Annotated in this window: 11 protein-coding genes; 1 reads left to right on the top strand and 10 read right to left on the bottom strand. The window is 53.6% G+C overall.

Annotated elements, in window-relative coordinates; all coding sequences use genetic code 11:
- Positions 1-80 precede the first annotated feature (80 nt).
- On the bottom strand, positions 81-806 hold the full coding sequence (locus HGBM_RS21900; protein ID WP_019123232.1) for a polysaccharide deacetylase family protein: 726 nt from the start codon (positions 804-806) through the stop codon (positions 81-83).
- Positions 807-934: 128 nt separating this feature from the next.
- Between HGBM_RS21900 and HGBM_RS21895 the strand changes: the two genes are divergently transcribed.
- Entirely contained in the window at positions 935-1,267 is a 333-nt protein-coding gene (locus HGBM_RS21895) for a DUF4383 domain-containing protein (RefSeq protein WP_019123231.1), read from the top strand.
- A gap of 34 nt (positions 1,268-1,301) precedes the next feature.
- Here the strand turns inward: HGBM_RS21895 and HGBM_RS21890 are convergent, their stop codons facing one another.
- The 9 genes from HGBM_RS21890 to HGBM_RS21845 form a co-directional block, all read right to left on the bottom strand.
- Positions 1,302-1,703 (bottom strand): carboxymuconolactone decarboxylase family protein, encoded by a 402-nt coding sequence (locus HGBM_RS21890; RefSeq protein ID WP_019123230.1) that lies wholly within the window; start codon positions 1,701-1,703, stop codon positions 1,302-1,304.
- A gap of 23 nt (positions 1,704-1,726) precedes the next feature.
- Positions 1,727-3,349: a thiamine pyrophosphate-binding protein gene (locus tag HGBM_RS21885; RefSeq protein WP_019123229.1), complete on the bottom strand. Its 1,623-nt coding sequence runs from the start codon at positions 3,347-3,349 to the stop codon at positions 1,727-1,729.
- 19 nt (positions 3,350-3,368) lie between these two features.
- Positions 3,369-4,679, bottom strand: a complete 1,311-nt coding sequence (locus HGBM_RS32315; RefSeq protein ID WP_315969981.1) for a putative bifunctional diguanylate cyclase/phosphodiesterase — start codon at positions 4,677-4,679, stop codon at positions 3,369-3,371.
- The gene (locus tag HGBM_RS32310) at positions 4,658-5,566 is read right to left on the bottom strand and encodes a PAS domain-containing protein (RefSeq protein WP_315969980.1); all 909 of its coding nucleotides are present in this window, start codon (positions 5,564-5,566) and stop codon (positions 4,658-4,660) included. Before HGBM_RS32310 ends, HGBM_RS32315 begins: the two co-directional genes overlap by 22 nt.
- A 437-nt stretch (positions 5,567-6,003) precedes the next feature.
- Positions 6,004-7,443 (bottom strand): TIGR02679 domain-containing protein, encoded by a 1,440-nt coding sequence (locus HGBM_RS21865; RefSeq protein ID WP_019123227.1) that lies wholly within the window; start codon positions 7,441-7,443, stop codon positions 6,004-6,006.
- Positions 7,436-11,626 (bottom strand): TIGR02680 family protein, encoded by a 4,191-nt coding sequence (locus HGBM_RS21860; RefSeq protein ID WP_019123226.1) that lies wholly within the window; start codon positions 11,624-11,626, stop codon positions 7,436-7,438. The genes HGBM_RS21865 and HGBM_RS21860 overlap by 8 nt, the downstream gene beginning before the upstream one ends.
- A 15-nt stretch (positions 11,627-11,641) precedes the next feature.
- Positions 11,642-12,868 carry a TIGR02678 family protein gene (locus HGBM_RS21855; protein ID WP_019123225.1) on the bottom strand — a complete coding sequence of 409 codons (1,227 nt, stop codon included), beginning with the start codon at positions 12,866-12,868 and terminating at the stop codon, positions 11,642-11,644.
- Positions 12,861-14,375, bottom strand: a complete 1,515-nt coding sequence (locus HGBM_RS28245) for a TIGR02677 family protein (RefSeq protein WP_019123224.1) — start codon at positions 14,373-14,375, stop codon at positions 12,861-12,863. The genes HGBM_RS21855 and HGBM_RS28245 overlap by 8 nt, the downstream gene beginning before the upstream one ends.
- A gap of 169 nt (positions 14,376-14,544) precedes the next feature.
- On the bottom strand, positions 14,545-15,036 hold a 492-nt coding region (locus tag HGBM_RS21845), incomplete at its 5' end, for a zinc ribbon domain-containing protein (protein WP_019123223.1).

Genomic DNA, 15,036 nt, shown 5'->3' with positions numbered 1-15,036 from the left:
AAAAGGCTTTTACTCTTTCTTGCATACTTTGGCAAAGGAAAAACACCCTCTATCTTATACGTATAGAAACGGAGGGTGTTTCACTCATTTTGCCCTGAAATATTTAGCAGCTCCGGCACCGTGACAAATGTGTACCCCTGCGCCTTCAACATCGCGATGATCAGCGGCAGCGCAGCCAGCGTATTGCTGAGATCATTCTGCCTGCCGCCCGCGCAGTGCTGCAGAATAATCGCCCCGGGTTTGACCTGCTGTTGGACCTTTTCCAGGATTTCAATCGTCGGCGTACCTGCCCAATCCCGGGTGTCCACCGACCAATTCACTACCTTGTACTGCATGGCCGCCGCTTCCGCAACCACTTCGGCAGTCGTAGAGCCAAACGGCGGCCGCAGCAGCGCTGGATGATAACCCAGCAGCGAGTACAAAATCTCATCTGTTTTGGCAATCTCTGTTTGAACGTCTTGTTCCGGCATTTTCGCCAAGTTGTGGTGGCCCCAGGTATGATTGCCCAAGACATGGCCGGCCCTGGCGATTTCCTTGACGACTTCCGGATGTTTTTTGGCCTGCCTTCCGACAATGAAAAAAGTGGCGTGAATCCCGTTCTCCTGCAAAATACCGAGAATTTTCCTCGTGTAAAACGCATCCGGGCCGTCGTCAAAGGTCAGGGCCACCTTCTTTTCGGTGCGAGGGCCGTAATAAAACAGCAGGTCAGGAAAATCGGCCTGCAGCCCGGCTGCCTGCGCTCCTCCTGCCCCGGATACCGGCATCCAGGCCAGCATTGCCGCCAGAGCCAGTCGCTTCCAGTTCATCCCAAAGCTCCTTTCCGCAGTTCTACTATATTAATGTACCCAAAACTCACCCCTATCAGCATCATCCCATAACCAAACCAGTCCCGAATGCATATGTTGAATCAAGAGCGGAGAGAGGAGGTGCCACAATGGCTGTGCAAACGTTTTCAAAAGTCTTTGGAGCGTTATTTCTGCTGGTTGGGATTTTAGACTTCTTCATCTCAAGTGTATCCGGGGTTCTCCAGTTTGATCCGATTCTTGATATTATTTACATCATAACTGGCCTATGGGGGTTATACGCTAGCAGGGAGCTCGGCTCTTCGGGGCTGTTTGCCAAAGTAATCGGCGTATTTTACCTCTTGATCGGTATCCTTGGATTCATCGTCCCCGGCATGTTTGGACTTTTTCAGGTTCTGGCTCTGAACAATGTGATCCACCTGATCATCGGCGGCTGGGCAGCTTATCTGGGATACAAACAATAAGGGAGAGGCGCACCTCTCCCTTGGCTTTTTTCTATTACGACACGGTGATCTCCCGCTGTTTAAACACTTCCTTTACCACATTCAACGCCCCGCAGGCCTTGGGAAAACCGGCATAGCCGCCGCAGTGCAGCACGATCTCCAGAATCTCCTCCGGCGTCATCCCGACATTCAGCGCGGCATGGACGTGAAAAGACAGCTGCTCTGTGGCTCCTTGCGTGATCAGCGAGGTCAACGTGATCATCTCCCTCTGCTTCAAGTCGAGGACAGGGCGGGAATACAGGTCGCCAAACCCAAAGGCGACGAGCGTATGGCCAAAGTCCGGAAAAAACGAGCGGATATCCGCAATCGTCTTCGCCCCTTCTTCTCCGACCATTTTGATCAGCGTGTCCATTCCCTGTTGGTAACGCTCCGCATTTGTCAATTTATCATGACTCATCATCAGTTCACCTCAATAAAAAACTATCCCCGCTTCATCGTCGGCGGAATTTCAAAGGGATCTACCATGACCTCAATCACCGTCACCTGTTCATGCTGTAGAGCCTGTGCGATCGCTGCCCGCAATTCCTCTTCCCTCGTACATCGGAAGGCGGCAGCCCCCATGGATTCCGCGAACTTCGCCACGTGCAGCGGCATCTGATACTTCGTCCCGACCCCGCGCCCCAAGTGCGCCGCCATGCCCTTATCCACCATGTCCAGACTGGCGTTGTTCAGAACGACGAAAATGACCGGGGCGTTATGGTTGACGGCCGTTGACACTTCCGTTCCGGTCATGAACATGCAGCCATCCCCGGTAATACATACGTAAGTCTTGTCGGGCGCCCCCAATTTTGCCCCTATCGCATATCCGATAGCCCGTCCCATCGGAGCGAAAACCTCTTCAAAGAAAAACGTCCCCGGCTCTTCGATCTCGAAATATTTGATCGCGTAAAAGGAATGACTGCCGGCATCGCCAAATACGACGGTATCCCCCGGCAGTTCTGAGCGGAGCACCTCCATTACCTGCCTGCCGGTCAGATAATCGCCAGCGGCAGCGGGTTCCTCCGCTTCCTCAGTCTTGGAAAAATCTCTCTTTACATCCAAATGATCGGTTTTATTTAAAATAGCCCGCAAATTCTCCTTGATATTTCCCAACACCGGCAAAGTCGGCACCGGAATCGCTTTTCCGATAAAATCCGGATCGTGGTCAAAATGAATGATCTGCTGCGGATACATGGCGGGGGTAAAACCGGCCAACTCCAGATCGCTCAGCTGGCTTCCCATGACGACCATCACGTCTACTCCCTGGAGCAGGTATTCTTCCGTAGCCTGATTGCCGCCCAACCCGAACGGCCCTAATGAAAGGGGATGACGGGAAACAAAGCTTCCTTTGCCGCTCGGGGTCGTAATGACGGGTATCCTCCAGCGGCTGGCGAACTCCTCCAACTCCCGATACGCCGCAAAGCCGTGCACTCCGCCTCCCACGAACAACGCAGGACGTTTGGCCGAGCCGAGCAGTTCGATCACCTGGTCGAGATTGGTGGAGATCACTGCGGGGTAGTCGATTGGCAGCGGCAGGTCAAACGGCTGGATTTCTTCCATCAAGACATCGAGCGGCACAGACAGATGGACCGGCCCGCGCACACCGGTGAAAGCCTGTTCGATCGCATGACGCAAATACGTTTCCAGCAGCTCGCCGCGCTCTACGCGGGCACTGAATTTGGTCACCTCTTCAAACATCTTCACCAGGTCATTGCCAAACGGGGTACTGTCCTGGCCGAGCACTTTGCCGATCTCCTTGATCGGCGGCTGTCCGGTGAGAAACAATACCGGCAAATACGTAGCCATCGCTTGTCCCGCCGCCGTGAGCAAGTTGATTCCACCCGGGCCAGCAGTTCCCAGCGCCACCCCTAACCTCTTGCTGCTCTGTGCGTATCCGGCCGCTGCAAATCCCGAACCGCCCTCATGTCTGCCAAGCACGTAGGCGATGCCCTGCCGATCCATTTCCAGGATGAGCGGAGTGACAGGCTTTCCGGGAATCCCGAATACGTGGGTAACCCCCCACTTGACAAGATGATGGACTAATAAAGTTGCGACTGTCTGCATAGACGCTCCCCCCTCAGGATTAATATTTATCTTTAATGTGCCGCTGCAATTGTTCAAAATTGGCTTCCATCTCTTCGGCTGTCATCGGTTCGCTAAAATAGTATCCCTGCACTTCATTGCACTTCTGAATCTGCAGGAAGCGAAGCTGATCCTTTTGCTCGACCCCCTCGGCGATTACCTCCAATCCCATATTGTGGGCCATCGCGATAATCGTGCCGACAATATCGGAGTCGTTGGAGTCGGTCGTAATGTCGCGGACAAAGGATTGGTCGATCTTGAGACGGTCGATTGAGAACTTCTTCAAATAATTCAACGAGCTGTACCCCGTACCGAAGTCATCGATGCTGATCTGCACACCGAGATCATGCAGTCCCTTCAATGTAGGAATGGTGTGCTCCACATCCATCGTCATCGTTTCGGTAATCTCCAATTCCAGGTACCGCGGATGCAGCCCGACCTCTTCCAGGACCTCTTTGACCGTATCGACAAGATGCTCCCGGGAAAACTGCTGAGATGACAGGTTGACACCCACGCGCATGGGAGGCAGTCCCCTCTCCTGCCACTGCTTATTCTGCTGGCAAGCCGTGCGCAATACCCATTGATCCAGTTGGATGATTAGACCGGTCTCTTCCGCCAGCGGGATAAACCTATGCGGAGGAACCAGCCCCATCACCGGATGCTGCCAGCGGATCAAAGCCTCTACCCCTTTAATCTCGCCGGTTTTAATATCGACCTGGGGTTGGTAGAAGAGCTTCAGTTCGCCATTCTCCAAAGCTTTGCGCAAGGAGGTTTCCATGACGATTTTTTCGTGCGACTTGGTCCGCATATTGGATGAGTACACGATATACTGGTTTTTGCCCAGGTGCTTGGCCCTGTACATGGCGGTATCGGCATGAACCATCAATGTCTCAATATCCCAGCCGTCATTGGGATAGATGGCGATCCCGATACTGGCGGTGATGTGAAACTCGTATCCGTTCATATTGAAAGGCGTGCGGAACAGGTCCAGTATTTTTTCCACCCGCTGCTTGATATGCTGCTCATCTGAAACATCGGGGAGGAGAAACATAAATTCGTCGCCGCCCATCCGAGCCACGATCTCGTCTGACTCCAGGCACCCTTTTAACCTGTCCGCTACCTGCTTCAACAGCAAATCTCCATTGGAATGGCCCAATGTGTCGTTGACCAGCTTAAAGCGGTCCAAATCCAGGTACATGATCGCCACTTTGCCTCTGTGTATTCCCTGCCTCGTTTGCTCCAGTATGGCTGTAACCTGTTTTTTATAGTATCTGCGGTTGGGCAGCTTGGTCAGATCGTCATGGTTGGCCAAGTAGTTGTACCTTTCTTCCGCTTCAAAACGTTCCGTAATATTGCGAAATTGTCCAAATGCTCCAATGAGATGTTTCGATTCGTCGTAAATGGGGAAAGCATCAAATAGACAGACAATACGGGTGTCCTTGTTCTTTTGTTCAAAACTGATCTGGATGTCTTCGTATTTTTTCCGTGCTGAATGACATCGTATATGTAGTGGTCCATGGGAGATAAGTATAGAACTGACCTGCACAGCGCCAGTTCTTTCGACAGACCGGTAAAAGATTGGGCCGTCCGATTGAATCCGGTAATCCTTCCCTCCTTATCGGTGATAATAATGCCATTTGTGGCATTTTCCATCATGATCTGATTCATAATGTTCAACTGCCGGTTTTGCTTGCGAAGCAGCAGTTCCCTTTCAATGGAATCGACTGTGATGGACAGCATGGTAACCATCAGGGGATTTTGATACTCGACCGAGGTCATGATAATCAGGCTGCCCAAAAGATCGCCGATGTCCGTATAATGAAACGCCACAGCATAGCAGGCAATCTGATGCAGGCATTCGTGGTAATGGTCGGCGCCGATCACTTGTATAGGCAAACCGCTATGCTTCAGTGAAAGGCTGACGACATTGGTACCCATGGCCTGTTCGGTAAATTGCACGCCCGGCCTGATGCCCAACTGATTGATCGTGTTTTTGATGGTCTCGTCGCCCATCATGTGGAGTATAAATCCCTCTTCATCGGATACCGCCAGCAGCAGCGGCGTGCCTTTCAGGGAATCCAGCACCTTCTGGCTGAAAAACTGCACCACAGATAGAATTTCTTCATACTCCCCCCTCTTGTCTTCCAACTCCTTCGAGGTCATCATCACTTTGGGATAAGGAATATCTTTTGGATCCATCCCCGCCTTTCTACAAAATAATTTCGATTCCGCAATATAGTCCGGTTCTCGCTGAATTGACAGCATGACACCACCCCTCTTTCGGCTTCGTCATAGGGGAAATAGTTCCAATTAACCTATTATACCTTCTACACTCATACTTTTTCCACATATTTGGCAGCTTGCTTGCATGAAGGATGCAGAGAAACTCCCGGTTGGGACTGCTTCTTCGGAATCATTCCGATATCCTCTTTGCAGGGACAAAAAAAGGCCCTTAACTGCGTGCAGCCAAGGGCAAAATCATGAAACGAACGACTATTATTAGTATCGGTTGTATAGGTCTTTTTGCTTAGTAGAAAAGTCTTATTTTTGGAGTTTTGAACCCTGTATCCTGAGAAACTCCAACAGTTCGTGTAAAATAGCTTCCAACTGCTGTTCCTTTGACTCCTGAAGCAATACTACACCTCCCCCCACGCATTCAGCCAATCCAGCAGCAGATCCTCTACAAACAATTCCTGATGCACTTTGGTGCCGTGTTGTGCCATAACGGTACCGAGGCGGCCGTCCCATGAAACTTGCCATTTTTGCAACTTCCTTTTCTCCTCACCGGACAGAGGAATTCCCGCATCGGCATACTTTTCATAATCCGCCGCACTCATGCGCCAAGGGACAAATCGCTGTCCATAGCGATGATGAAGGGCTTGGGCAATCGCCACTCCTTTCACATCAAAATCCCCGGAATAGTACAGCAAACGATTGTGGTGTTCCCCGCCCTCCATGCAGCGGTCGAGCCAACGAATCGTGGCCGCACTCGGCTGGCCATTTAAACAGACCAGCATCGGAGCATTGGCTAGAGGAGGTGACTTGGCCACACTATGGCGGGAGAGGTCATCCGGGGCAATCCCTTCCAAAAGCGTGGCAAACACCGATGGGTTCTCTACCACATACAGTTCCGAGCATGCGGGAACGACAGGCATTTTCTCCACTTGCCGCAGCGTCAGGACAAGCTCTTCACATTTGCCGGTCATGTACGGCGCAAAGAGAATCACCTGGGAAGAGATGTCATCATCGGCAATCCCGGCCAAACGGTAAGTCTCGCGAATGAGCAAGCTTTTCACCTGTTCCGTTACACCTTTCTCGTCATCTCCAGGCGAATCATGTTGTTCCCAATCGTCGTCCCATTCTTGAAGAGACAACGATTGGGCCGTCTCTCCCGCGTCGGTAAAAATCGCCAAAATGCCGTGCCACAGCAATCGTCCAACCGTTTTTTTATAATCAAAGCCGTGAGCATCGCCCGTTACCTGTGCGGCCAAAACAGGTAGCCTGAGCATAACCCGGTCGGCAGCTTCATTGCTCTTTTCTGATTCCCTCTTCCAAACCCGGCAGAGCGCGGCCAGACAGTGAACAAAATCCCGCAGCGCCTCTTCCGGATTTTGGGCATGCATCCTGCGTAAAATCCGGCTTCCCGGGGCAATCCCCTGACGCAGTTGTTCTACCCATTTCGTGAGGTCGGGTGGCGGATGATAGGGTAAATTAGCCTGAAGCGCCTCATCGAAAAATCGCTTCCAGCGTATCTGCGCTTGTTGTTCCTCTTCTGTCCGGGTTAAAACCTCACCGCCATCCAAACAGGCCAGCAGTTCCCGGATGGTGATCGCATAACTGCTGTGAAGCAAGATTTTTTCCACATGTTTCACTTTGACGCTCAAGTCTTTGCCGGGATGCAAATAGATTCCCAACAATCCGGTAAGTGCCGCTGATTCTTCCGCTGACAGCTTCGGCAGGGAAATCGTCCCGGATGCGCCCCGTGACCTGTACTTTTTGCGGAGGAGATCGATGAACCGGGCAAATCCGGGTTCGGAAAAAAATCGCTTCACTTCTTTCTCCCGCTGCTCATTCATCAGGCTGCAACTCCAGAGCTGCGGCCGCTTCATCCGAGGAGAGCAGGCTCAGACGCTTGCCATTCCAACGATAGCGGAACAGCGTGACAAAATCGGCGTCATTCGGCCGGCAGATTTCCACGACGGACAGGCGGGGCACGGTATCGTAACATCCCCATAAAACCTGCGAGGTCATCATGTAATCGAAATCCATTTCGCTCAACAGCTTAAACAGGTCGCGGATGTTTTCTTCGTCTACACCGGCAAAAGCTTCATCCAGCGAAATGATTTTGGGCGCGTCGGGCGCGGCATCCTCGTAGCGGGAATAGGTGGCGGCAAACAGCGGAATGTACATGGACATCGCCTTTTCCCCGCCGCTCATGACGTTGAATTTCGAATCGGTCAGCTCGCGATACCCTGCCTCCCCGCCTTTTTTATACCGCAGCACGAACTGAAACCAAGTGCGATAATCCAGAATCTCGTAAATATGCTTACGCAGCGACTCCCTCTCTTCCTGGGCGCCCTGCTTGGCCCACTGGATGCGTGAGCGGAAGTGCTGAATCATCTGTTCGATCTCGTCCTCGCGCAGCAGCCGCGCGTCTCGCCGCAACAGGTCAACCAACTGCTCGGCGTTCATCTCTTTTTCCGACTGTGCCGCTTTTGGCACCCACTGAAGCTGCAATTTCAATCCGCTTGAGGTGTTGCGTTCCGCCATCAACCGGTTCATGTCCCTGATCCACTGTTCTGCCCGCAGAATCCGCTGGCGAATCGTCTTCCCGACGCTTCGCAAGATGATCTCTTCGAACAGTTGGCGGTCTTTTTCCTCCAGCAAGCCGGACTGCTCTGCGATCAGATCGGTAATCTCGGCTAGCAAGGCGGCAGGTGTCTGCGGCCGGATGCGATCGCGCATGGAGACTACCGTCACCCGGCCGGTGGCGTCGTCCACCACGGCCTCCAACGCGTAATCCATTAAAAGGTGGCGTACTGCGTTAAACTGATCCAACAGGGAAGAAGCAAAGCTTTCCCGGTTTCGTCCCGCTGCCATAGACTGAAGTTTGGCGTAGATGGTTTGGCAAAGGAGGTACACCTGATCCGGCGCGCCCTCAGTGGAACAGACGTCCTGCCAATCGGCAACCAGCGCAAGCTCCATCTCCCGCTTCCACTGCTGGAGCGCCTGCTCACATATTTGCAGCGCCTGCTGCATGCGCTCCTCCCTGACCGCAAGGCGTTCCATTAGCCGGGCCCGGTCATATTCCGCTTCCCTTAGCAGCTTGTCTTCCTCTTCATCCTTCCGCCTCAATTCCTTTTTCTCCGCTTCCAGCCGGGCAATACGCTCGTACATATCGTGAATGCCCAACTCCTGCATATGACGCCGCAAACTCTCAATCCTGACCTTTAGCGAGCGGCACTTATCCTCCAGCTCATCCGCCAACTCCTCGTCACGCTCAAGCCCCAACACCAGTTCCCTTTCCTCTTCCGCCAGCCTGTTTACCGTTTGTACCGTGTGCCGGTACTGTTTCCACTCCGCGTACAAATCGGAAAGTCCATTTACGTAATGCTGAATCATTTCGCGTGCCTCGCGAAGATCGCGAAGGCTTTTGAGGCGCGACCACTGCCGGGTACTTTCCGTCAATTCTATTTTGATCTGCTGCCATTGACTGTGTTTTTCCTTGAGCCGCTCGGACATCCGCTGCTCCTGACCCATTAGCGCCATCAACTGGTGGGTCGCCTCGGCCAATGCATCCAGGCATTCCTGAAGCTGCTTTTCTTCCGGGAAAGCAGAGACTTCCGCTTCGATCTGTTCCAGGGACGACTGCACATCCCTCAATTCCCCGGCAAGCTGCTGCAGTCTTTGGCCACACGCTTCGATCTCCCGCTCCAGACGCGCGATTTCCGCAAGCTTGTAACGGCGGCGCGCCTCTTTGCCGATAAACCGCGCGGGCTGGGTATCCGTCACCTGGCCGCGAAGCGGCCCAAACTGGAATGATGAGGGCCCGACCCAGATCGACGTCGCGTCCGCCTCTTGAAAAAGCCCATCATCTCCTCCCTCGCTCCAGGCAAATGTCCGCAGTACAGCATCGATCGTCGCTTCGTCCAAACCGCTCTCCGGCGAGGGGGTTGGCTTCAGCACGTCGGCAAGCGTATACCCCCATTCAACCGGTGCGGGAGCAATCCACACTTCTTCTCCCTGTTCTACCCTTCCGATCTGACCGTCAGACGCGATCCAGGCATCCAGCAAGCCGGAAGCGGACAGCACCGCTTCTATTCGCGCCCGCTCCGCGTCATCCCAGTGATCCTGGAACTCACATACTGCATAAAGCGGGGCTCCCTGTCCCGCACCGCGACTTGTCCGCGATGCCGCCCTTGCTTCACTACGCTCCGGTTCCGGCTCACGGCTCTCCCGCCAGGCCTGTTGTTCCTGTTTCAATCGCTGGAGCTCCGCTGTCACCTGATCGCGCTCATGGGCGAGCTGCCATTCCCGTTCCTTCCATTGCCTTCTGGCCTCTTCCGCCGCTTCCTGCAGGGGCCGCTTTACGATCTCGTAGTTGCGCTGCGCAAGAGACATGGAGGAGACGGCTTGCAAAATTCGCTGGAACCCATCGTCGCTGACGGGCAATCCCTTGAGCTGCTGCCGCCACAGCACGATACTCTCTTTCAGCTGGTGCACAGTTGCGGCCAGGTGTTTCTCTGACTCTACTTTTGCCCGTTCGGCCGCGTCTCGCTCCTGCCGAACGGCGCCCAGCTCCTTCTCGAACTCCTGCAAACTGTTCCATGCTTCCCGTTCCGTTTCCGCCAGTTTCAAAGCATGCCCAATCGCTTCGCGGTGGCGTGCGACATCCCGTTTCCAATGCTCCATAAAATGGAATTCATCAGGAGGCTGTGTCCCCCAGTAACGGTGGTAGAGATCATGCTCGACAAATTCACAATCCCGGGCGGACGATTCCAACTCCGCCAGCATCTCTTCCTGTGCGCTTATTTGTTCCGTCAGCATGGTTTCGGACTGCTTCTTTTCCAGCTGCACCTTGTCCATGCGCTGCCTGTCCGCCTTGATTCGCTGGCGAATCTTTTGCAAATACTCCCCTGTCTCGGCAAAATTTCCTTCCAGCCCTTGCAGCTCTTTCTGCTTTTCAATCGCTTCATGCCGGGACAAGAGTTCCAGATCGGCTTCCACCTCTTGCAGGCGGTTCCGGTATCCCTGCAGCCGTTCGGCAGTCCCGGCAATCTTCTGCTCGGTATCCGCGCATTGGGCGCGAACTTCTTCCACATGTTTGGTCGCCTCATCGGCACTCGCTTTTGCTTCCAAAACCTGTTCGGACGCTTGATAAAGCAAAAACCGGTTATATCGATCGTACGCTTTTTCCAATTTCTCCAGTTCGGCCTGGTGCAGCTTTAGCTCATCCAGCCGATCCGTGATCTGGTCCATATCTTCAAGCACTTCGGACAGCGGACGCAAGTCTTCCTCCTGCAGCGGCGGCAGCGCTTCGGTCAAGATGTGGTAAATGGCCGAGGGCTTAAAATCCTTGGAGAGCTTGGGACTGCGCAGTTGAATCATCAATTGCAGCAAATCGGCAAAAGCTTCGCTGTCATGAAAACCGAACAATGCTTTGTTCACCAGGTCCCGGTATGCCTTTTGCTCTTGAACCACCTGGCCGCCCGCACCGATGCGCTCTTCCAATTCACGTCGATCCAGCGGGTACTTTCCTTTGCCTTCCAACCAATCATGCCGGTCGTACAGCCAGAAATCTTTGTTCACTCTGCGGCCGTCCTCCAGCACAAACCCCCAAAAGCCTACTTGTGAAGCGCCTCTCTTCGCCCGCAAGCCTATCCCGATCGTTTTGTACAAGTCCTTTTCCCGGTGATAAAATTCCATCCACAAGTACCCGATGCGGTCCGTATGTTTGCCGTCTTCGCCAAGCAGGTAATATTCGATGCGCCGGTCCCTCGAACCAAACGGATCGAGGCGCTGCGGGCGTTTGTCGCCGTCCAGCACGAGCGGAAGAAAGCTTTGCATCGTCACCGACTTGCCGGCGCCGTTCGTCCCGCGCAAAATAAGCCGCCCCGCTTCCAGGGCGATCTCTTCGTCGTCGTACACCCAAAAATTGAAGATTCCCGCCCGAGCCATTTCCCAGCGGTTGCGCGGCGGCAGCCCGGCTTCAGGGGAATGCTGTTTCTCCAAACCTTCCCATTGGTTTTGCGAGTCCACTCGATCCGCCTCCTTTTATTCTGCTTCCACTGCTTGATACATCCCGTTCCAGCGCCCCATTACCGGGAAGACGGCGAAGCGGTTGTCGTCTTGCCAACGGCCAAGCCCCCACTCGGCAAGATGCTGGGTCAGCGCTTCGGCCAATTCCGCCGACGTCATCTCCCGATGTTCCTTGCTCCAGTACTCCTTATAGCGCTGGCCAAGCACAAGCAAGAGATTTTCCAGATCAGTCCGGGTAAGCAGCACCGTGCCGTCCTCTTCTGCATGCCAAAGGGACGACTCCTGATGAATCAGGCGTCGCAACTCCCCTGCGAGCAGCAGTGCCAGGTTCGACAAAGCGGACAAAGTGGGAAACAGTTCGCTGTCACCCGTCAGTTCAGGGTGAAAAAACAACAGACCTTCGCGGTACCTACTTCCTTCCAGGCCAAACATGGTGCGCAGCTGCTCAATCAACGACCTGCGCTGTGTTATCACGTAATACAAATCGTCCGAATCCCAATCCCGATCCAACACTACCGGTTCCAGCAGCAGTCTGCGGTATACGCGGTGGCGCCGTTTCCGCATCTCGCCGTCGGCGGTGTCGGGGTAAACCATTTGCGCGCTAAGCTCGTGAATTTCGGAATAGCGGCTAAGCTCATCGGGAAACTGGCGCAGCACGTAGCGAACATACGGGGTACATTCATACAAGACATTGTTTTGATCGTTATGAGCCCAATCCTGTTCGTCGCCGTCTACCGCTATCAGCACTCCCAGCTGCTTCAGTTTTTTCAAGGCGCGAACCATGGACAGGCGGTGATGGTAGATTTCCCAATCCACATGCAAGCCCGAACCGACCATCTGCTCGCGGATTTGTACGACCATATCTTTCAGGAGGAACTGGTCCATCTCCGTTTTTCCTTCCAGAAACCACAGGCCATAGGTAAAAAAGGTGTAATCCCGCGGTTCGCGGAATTCGCTAAAGCCCATCCACGGGTAAGCATACAAGGGGGCCTTGTCCAGTTTGGCCATGGTCCTGGTGACCAATAGAGAGAACCCGGCATACTCGGCAAACCAGTCGCGCAGTTCGCGGTACTGGTCGCGGATCCAGTAGAACAACTCCGGTTCTTCCTCTTTCGTGATCCAGGGCCGGTTTAACAGGGCGAGCGCACACGCTCTGCGTCTTTCCCGCCAGACGTCCTCACCCGACCGCCCCTGCATCCGCATCCGCCGCAAAGCCCAGGATCTTGAACCGCCTCTAGCCATGTTTCGTCTCCCCCTTCAGCGGACTGGCGAACAGCAAGGTGTAGTCGGGCATGTCCAATTCCCCGTCTTCGCAATACAGTGTCGTCATCTCGCCCGATCGCTCCAACCGCAAGCTGACCTTTACTCCTTCCGCCGTGACAAAGGAACGGGACGAGTTCGCCATGCATCGCCCGATCCACTGCAGCAGCCGCATGCGCGTTTTGGCATCGACAACGCCAAAGTCGGATATGCGTACCTGTCTTCTTTCCGCCAATTGGCCCAAAAAAGCCCTCTCTTCCTGAAACTGCTGTTCAACCGCTGCCCGATACTCCCGCTGCCTGTTTCCCGACTGGCGAACCGGTTCGGTCTCCGAGCGGGAAATCCGTTTACGGCTGCGTGACCGAATCGGGCGAATATTGGGCACTTCTTCCCACATGGATTTGTCCGCGAGATCCGTCGTCCGCTCATCCTCGCCTTGCAGATGCCTGCTGGAAAACAAGCCAAACGCATACGCGGCAAGGCGATGAGCCTCATCCAGGGAGCCAAGCCGGTCAAACCACTGCGCCAGATACTCCAGTTCCTTCTTGCGGCTGATCCCTGCGCGCTTTCGCTCCTGCAACCGCAGAGCGCATCGTACCACCTTGGCGATCGTTTCCTTGGTCGCCCGTTCCAGCAAAACCAGTTCACTCGGTTCATGCCCTGCTCCCAGAAACCACCGCCGAAGATTATTCCATCCCTGCTTCAGGGAAGAGATCAATTCCTCGCGGGTAAAACTCTCCTCCAGCCGCGGCTTTCGCAGTTCATCCTCAGCTACCTGATCCAAAAACATATCCGCCAGCGTGTCCGAGATCTTCAGCAAATGCCCTTCGATTTGATAGGCGCTCTTCTGCAGCCCTTTGATAAAATGTTGGAGGTATTCCGTCAATTTGTCTTTCATAAGCAGAAACGCATCTGTCGCCATCATCTGCTCCGCCTGGATGGAGTGCATGCTGGCGATAAAGTCGGCGGCGTTCTCATGCATGGTCTTAAAGCATTGGTACAGCTTTTCCCAACAAGCCAGCGCCTCCCCCGGCTGAAATTGCCCGGCGTTTGCCCGCACGGCAATGAGGCATTCCGCAATCGTATCGAGATAGGTCGTCTCCAGCGATCCGCCATACCCTTTTATCGTTTCGAGCGTCTCCAGCATTCGCTCAATTTCGATGGAGTATGGGGTGAGTACATACTGACTTTTCTTCCGCATATACTCTTCTACCGTCAACGCCCGGCCGCCATCGTGCCGGGAAGCGAGATTGCGCCAGTCCTTCAACTGTTCCAGATCAGCCTGGCACTGCTCCATCGTGTACCCTTCCAAAACCCCCCACTGCACTACGCCGTTATATACCTCTTCCGGCCTCAGCCAATAGCGCAAACGCTGGTATTCCTGATAGAAAAAGCGCATGATCACCCGGTAACGCGCGACATTCTCCGCATTCAGGTAACGAAATTCCGGAACCCCCCGCAGCATGTTGGCGGACAGCCGATCGTTCATGGAGATCCCCCTCCCTTCCTTTTATGTCTACCGAATATAGTACGGGTGACATGGGCAAAAATCCAGTCTTCCGAGACTGTTCTATATTTTTACAAGTACTGTTTAAGTTGTCTGTGGTATCCTCTTTATTGCTGACTTAAAACGCAACTGGGAAAACGAGCAATATCGGTCAAGCATCCAATACGCTGGTCTTCAGTGTACCAAATGTGAAATTGAAGACTCCCGCCACCTTTGCTTCACTACCTTTTCCACCCAGGTACTTTCGCAAGATATTCAGGCTCCCGTTTACATCTGCGTTGATCTTGAATCCTGAGTTGGACACAAAAAGTCCTCGATGAATGCGTCGCTTGGGTGCGTATGCCTTCTTCGCAATCTTCTCTTCATCAAGTGCAGAACAACCACTGGTGTACGCTTCATTCTGCTTGACAACTGTGATCCCGAGGAGTTCGGCCTTGTAGGTGATGAGATCCACGATCTTCCGACTCGCTTGATGCAAGAAGTTATGGACATAGCGATTCCGTTTTCCTTGCAAAGAACGAATACGGTGTGTGCGAACAAATTCTTCACGCTTGGCGGCCAGATTATTGACTCCAAGGTCAATGGATATCAGGTTGGTAAAGGTCGCAGGAAGTTTCTGTTCTTCTTTTTTGTAGATTATCAC

The organism is Brevibacillus massiliensis (assembly GCF_000311785.1).
GTDB classification, from domain to species: Bacteria; Bacillota; Bacilli; order Brevibacillales; family Brevibacillaceae; genus Brevibacillus_C; species Brevibacillus_C massiliensis.
The sequence above is the reverse complement of the archived record's forward strand: the minus strand, read 5'-3'. Positions and strand labels throughout refer to the sequence as shown.

Bases quoted from the DNA above. Each gene is read 5' to 3' on its own strand.
- HGBM_RS21855 (WP_019123225.1), bottom strand. From the start codon at position 12,868: ATGGCTAGAGGCGGTTCAAGATCCTGGGCTTTGCGGCGGATGCGGATG.
- HGBM_RS21865 (WP_019123227.1), bottom strand. From the start codon at position 7,443: ATGAATGAGCAGCGGGAGAAAGAAGTGAAGCGATTTTTTTCCGAACCC.
- HGBM_RS32310 (WP_315969980.1), bottom strand. From the start codon at position 5,566: ATGGATCCAAAAGATATTCCTTATCCCAAAGTGATGATGACCTCGAAG.
- HGBM_RS21890 (WP_019123230.1), bottom strand. From the start codon at position 1,703: ATGAGTCATGATAAATTGACAAATGCGGAGCGTTACCAACAGGGAATG.
- HGBM_RS21885 (WP_019123229.1), bottom strand. From the start codon at position 3,349: ATGCAGACAGTCGCAACTTTATTAGTCCATCATCTTGTCAAGTGGGGG.
- HGBM_RS21900 (WP_019123232.1), bottom strand. From the start codon at position 806: ATGAACTGGAAGCGACTGGCTCTGGCGGCAATGCTGGCCTGGATGCCG.
- HGBM_RS21895 (WP_019123231.1), top strand. From the start codon at position 935: ATGGCTGTGCAAACGTTTTCAAAAGTCTTTGGAGCGTTATTTCTGCTG.
- HGBM_RS28245 (WP_019123224.1), bottom strand. From the start codon at position 14,375: ATGAACGATCGGCTGTCCGCCAACATGCTGCGGGGGGTTCCGGAATTT.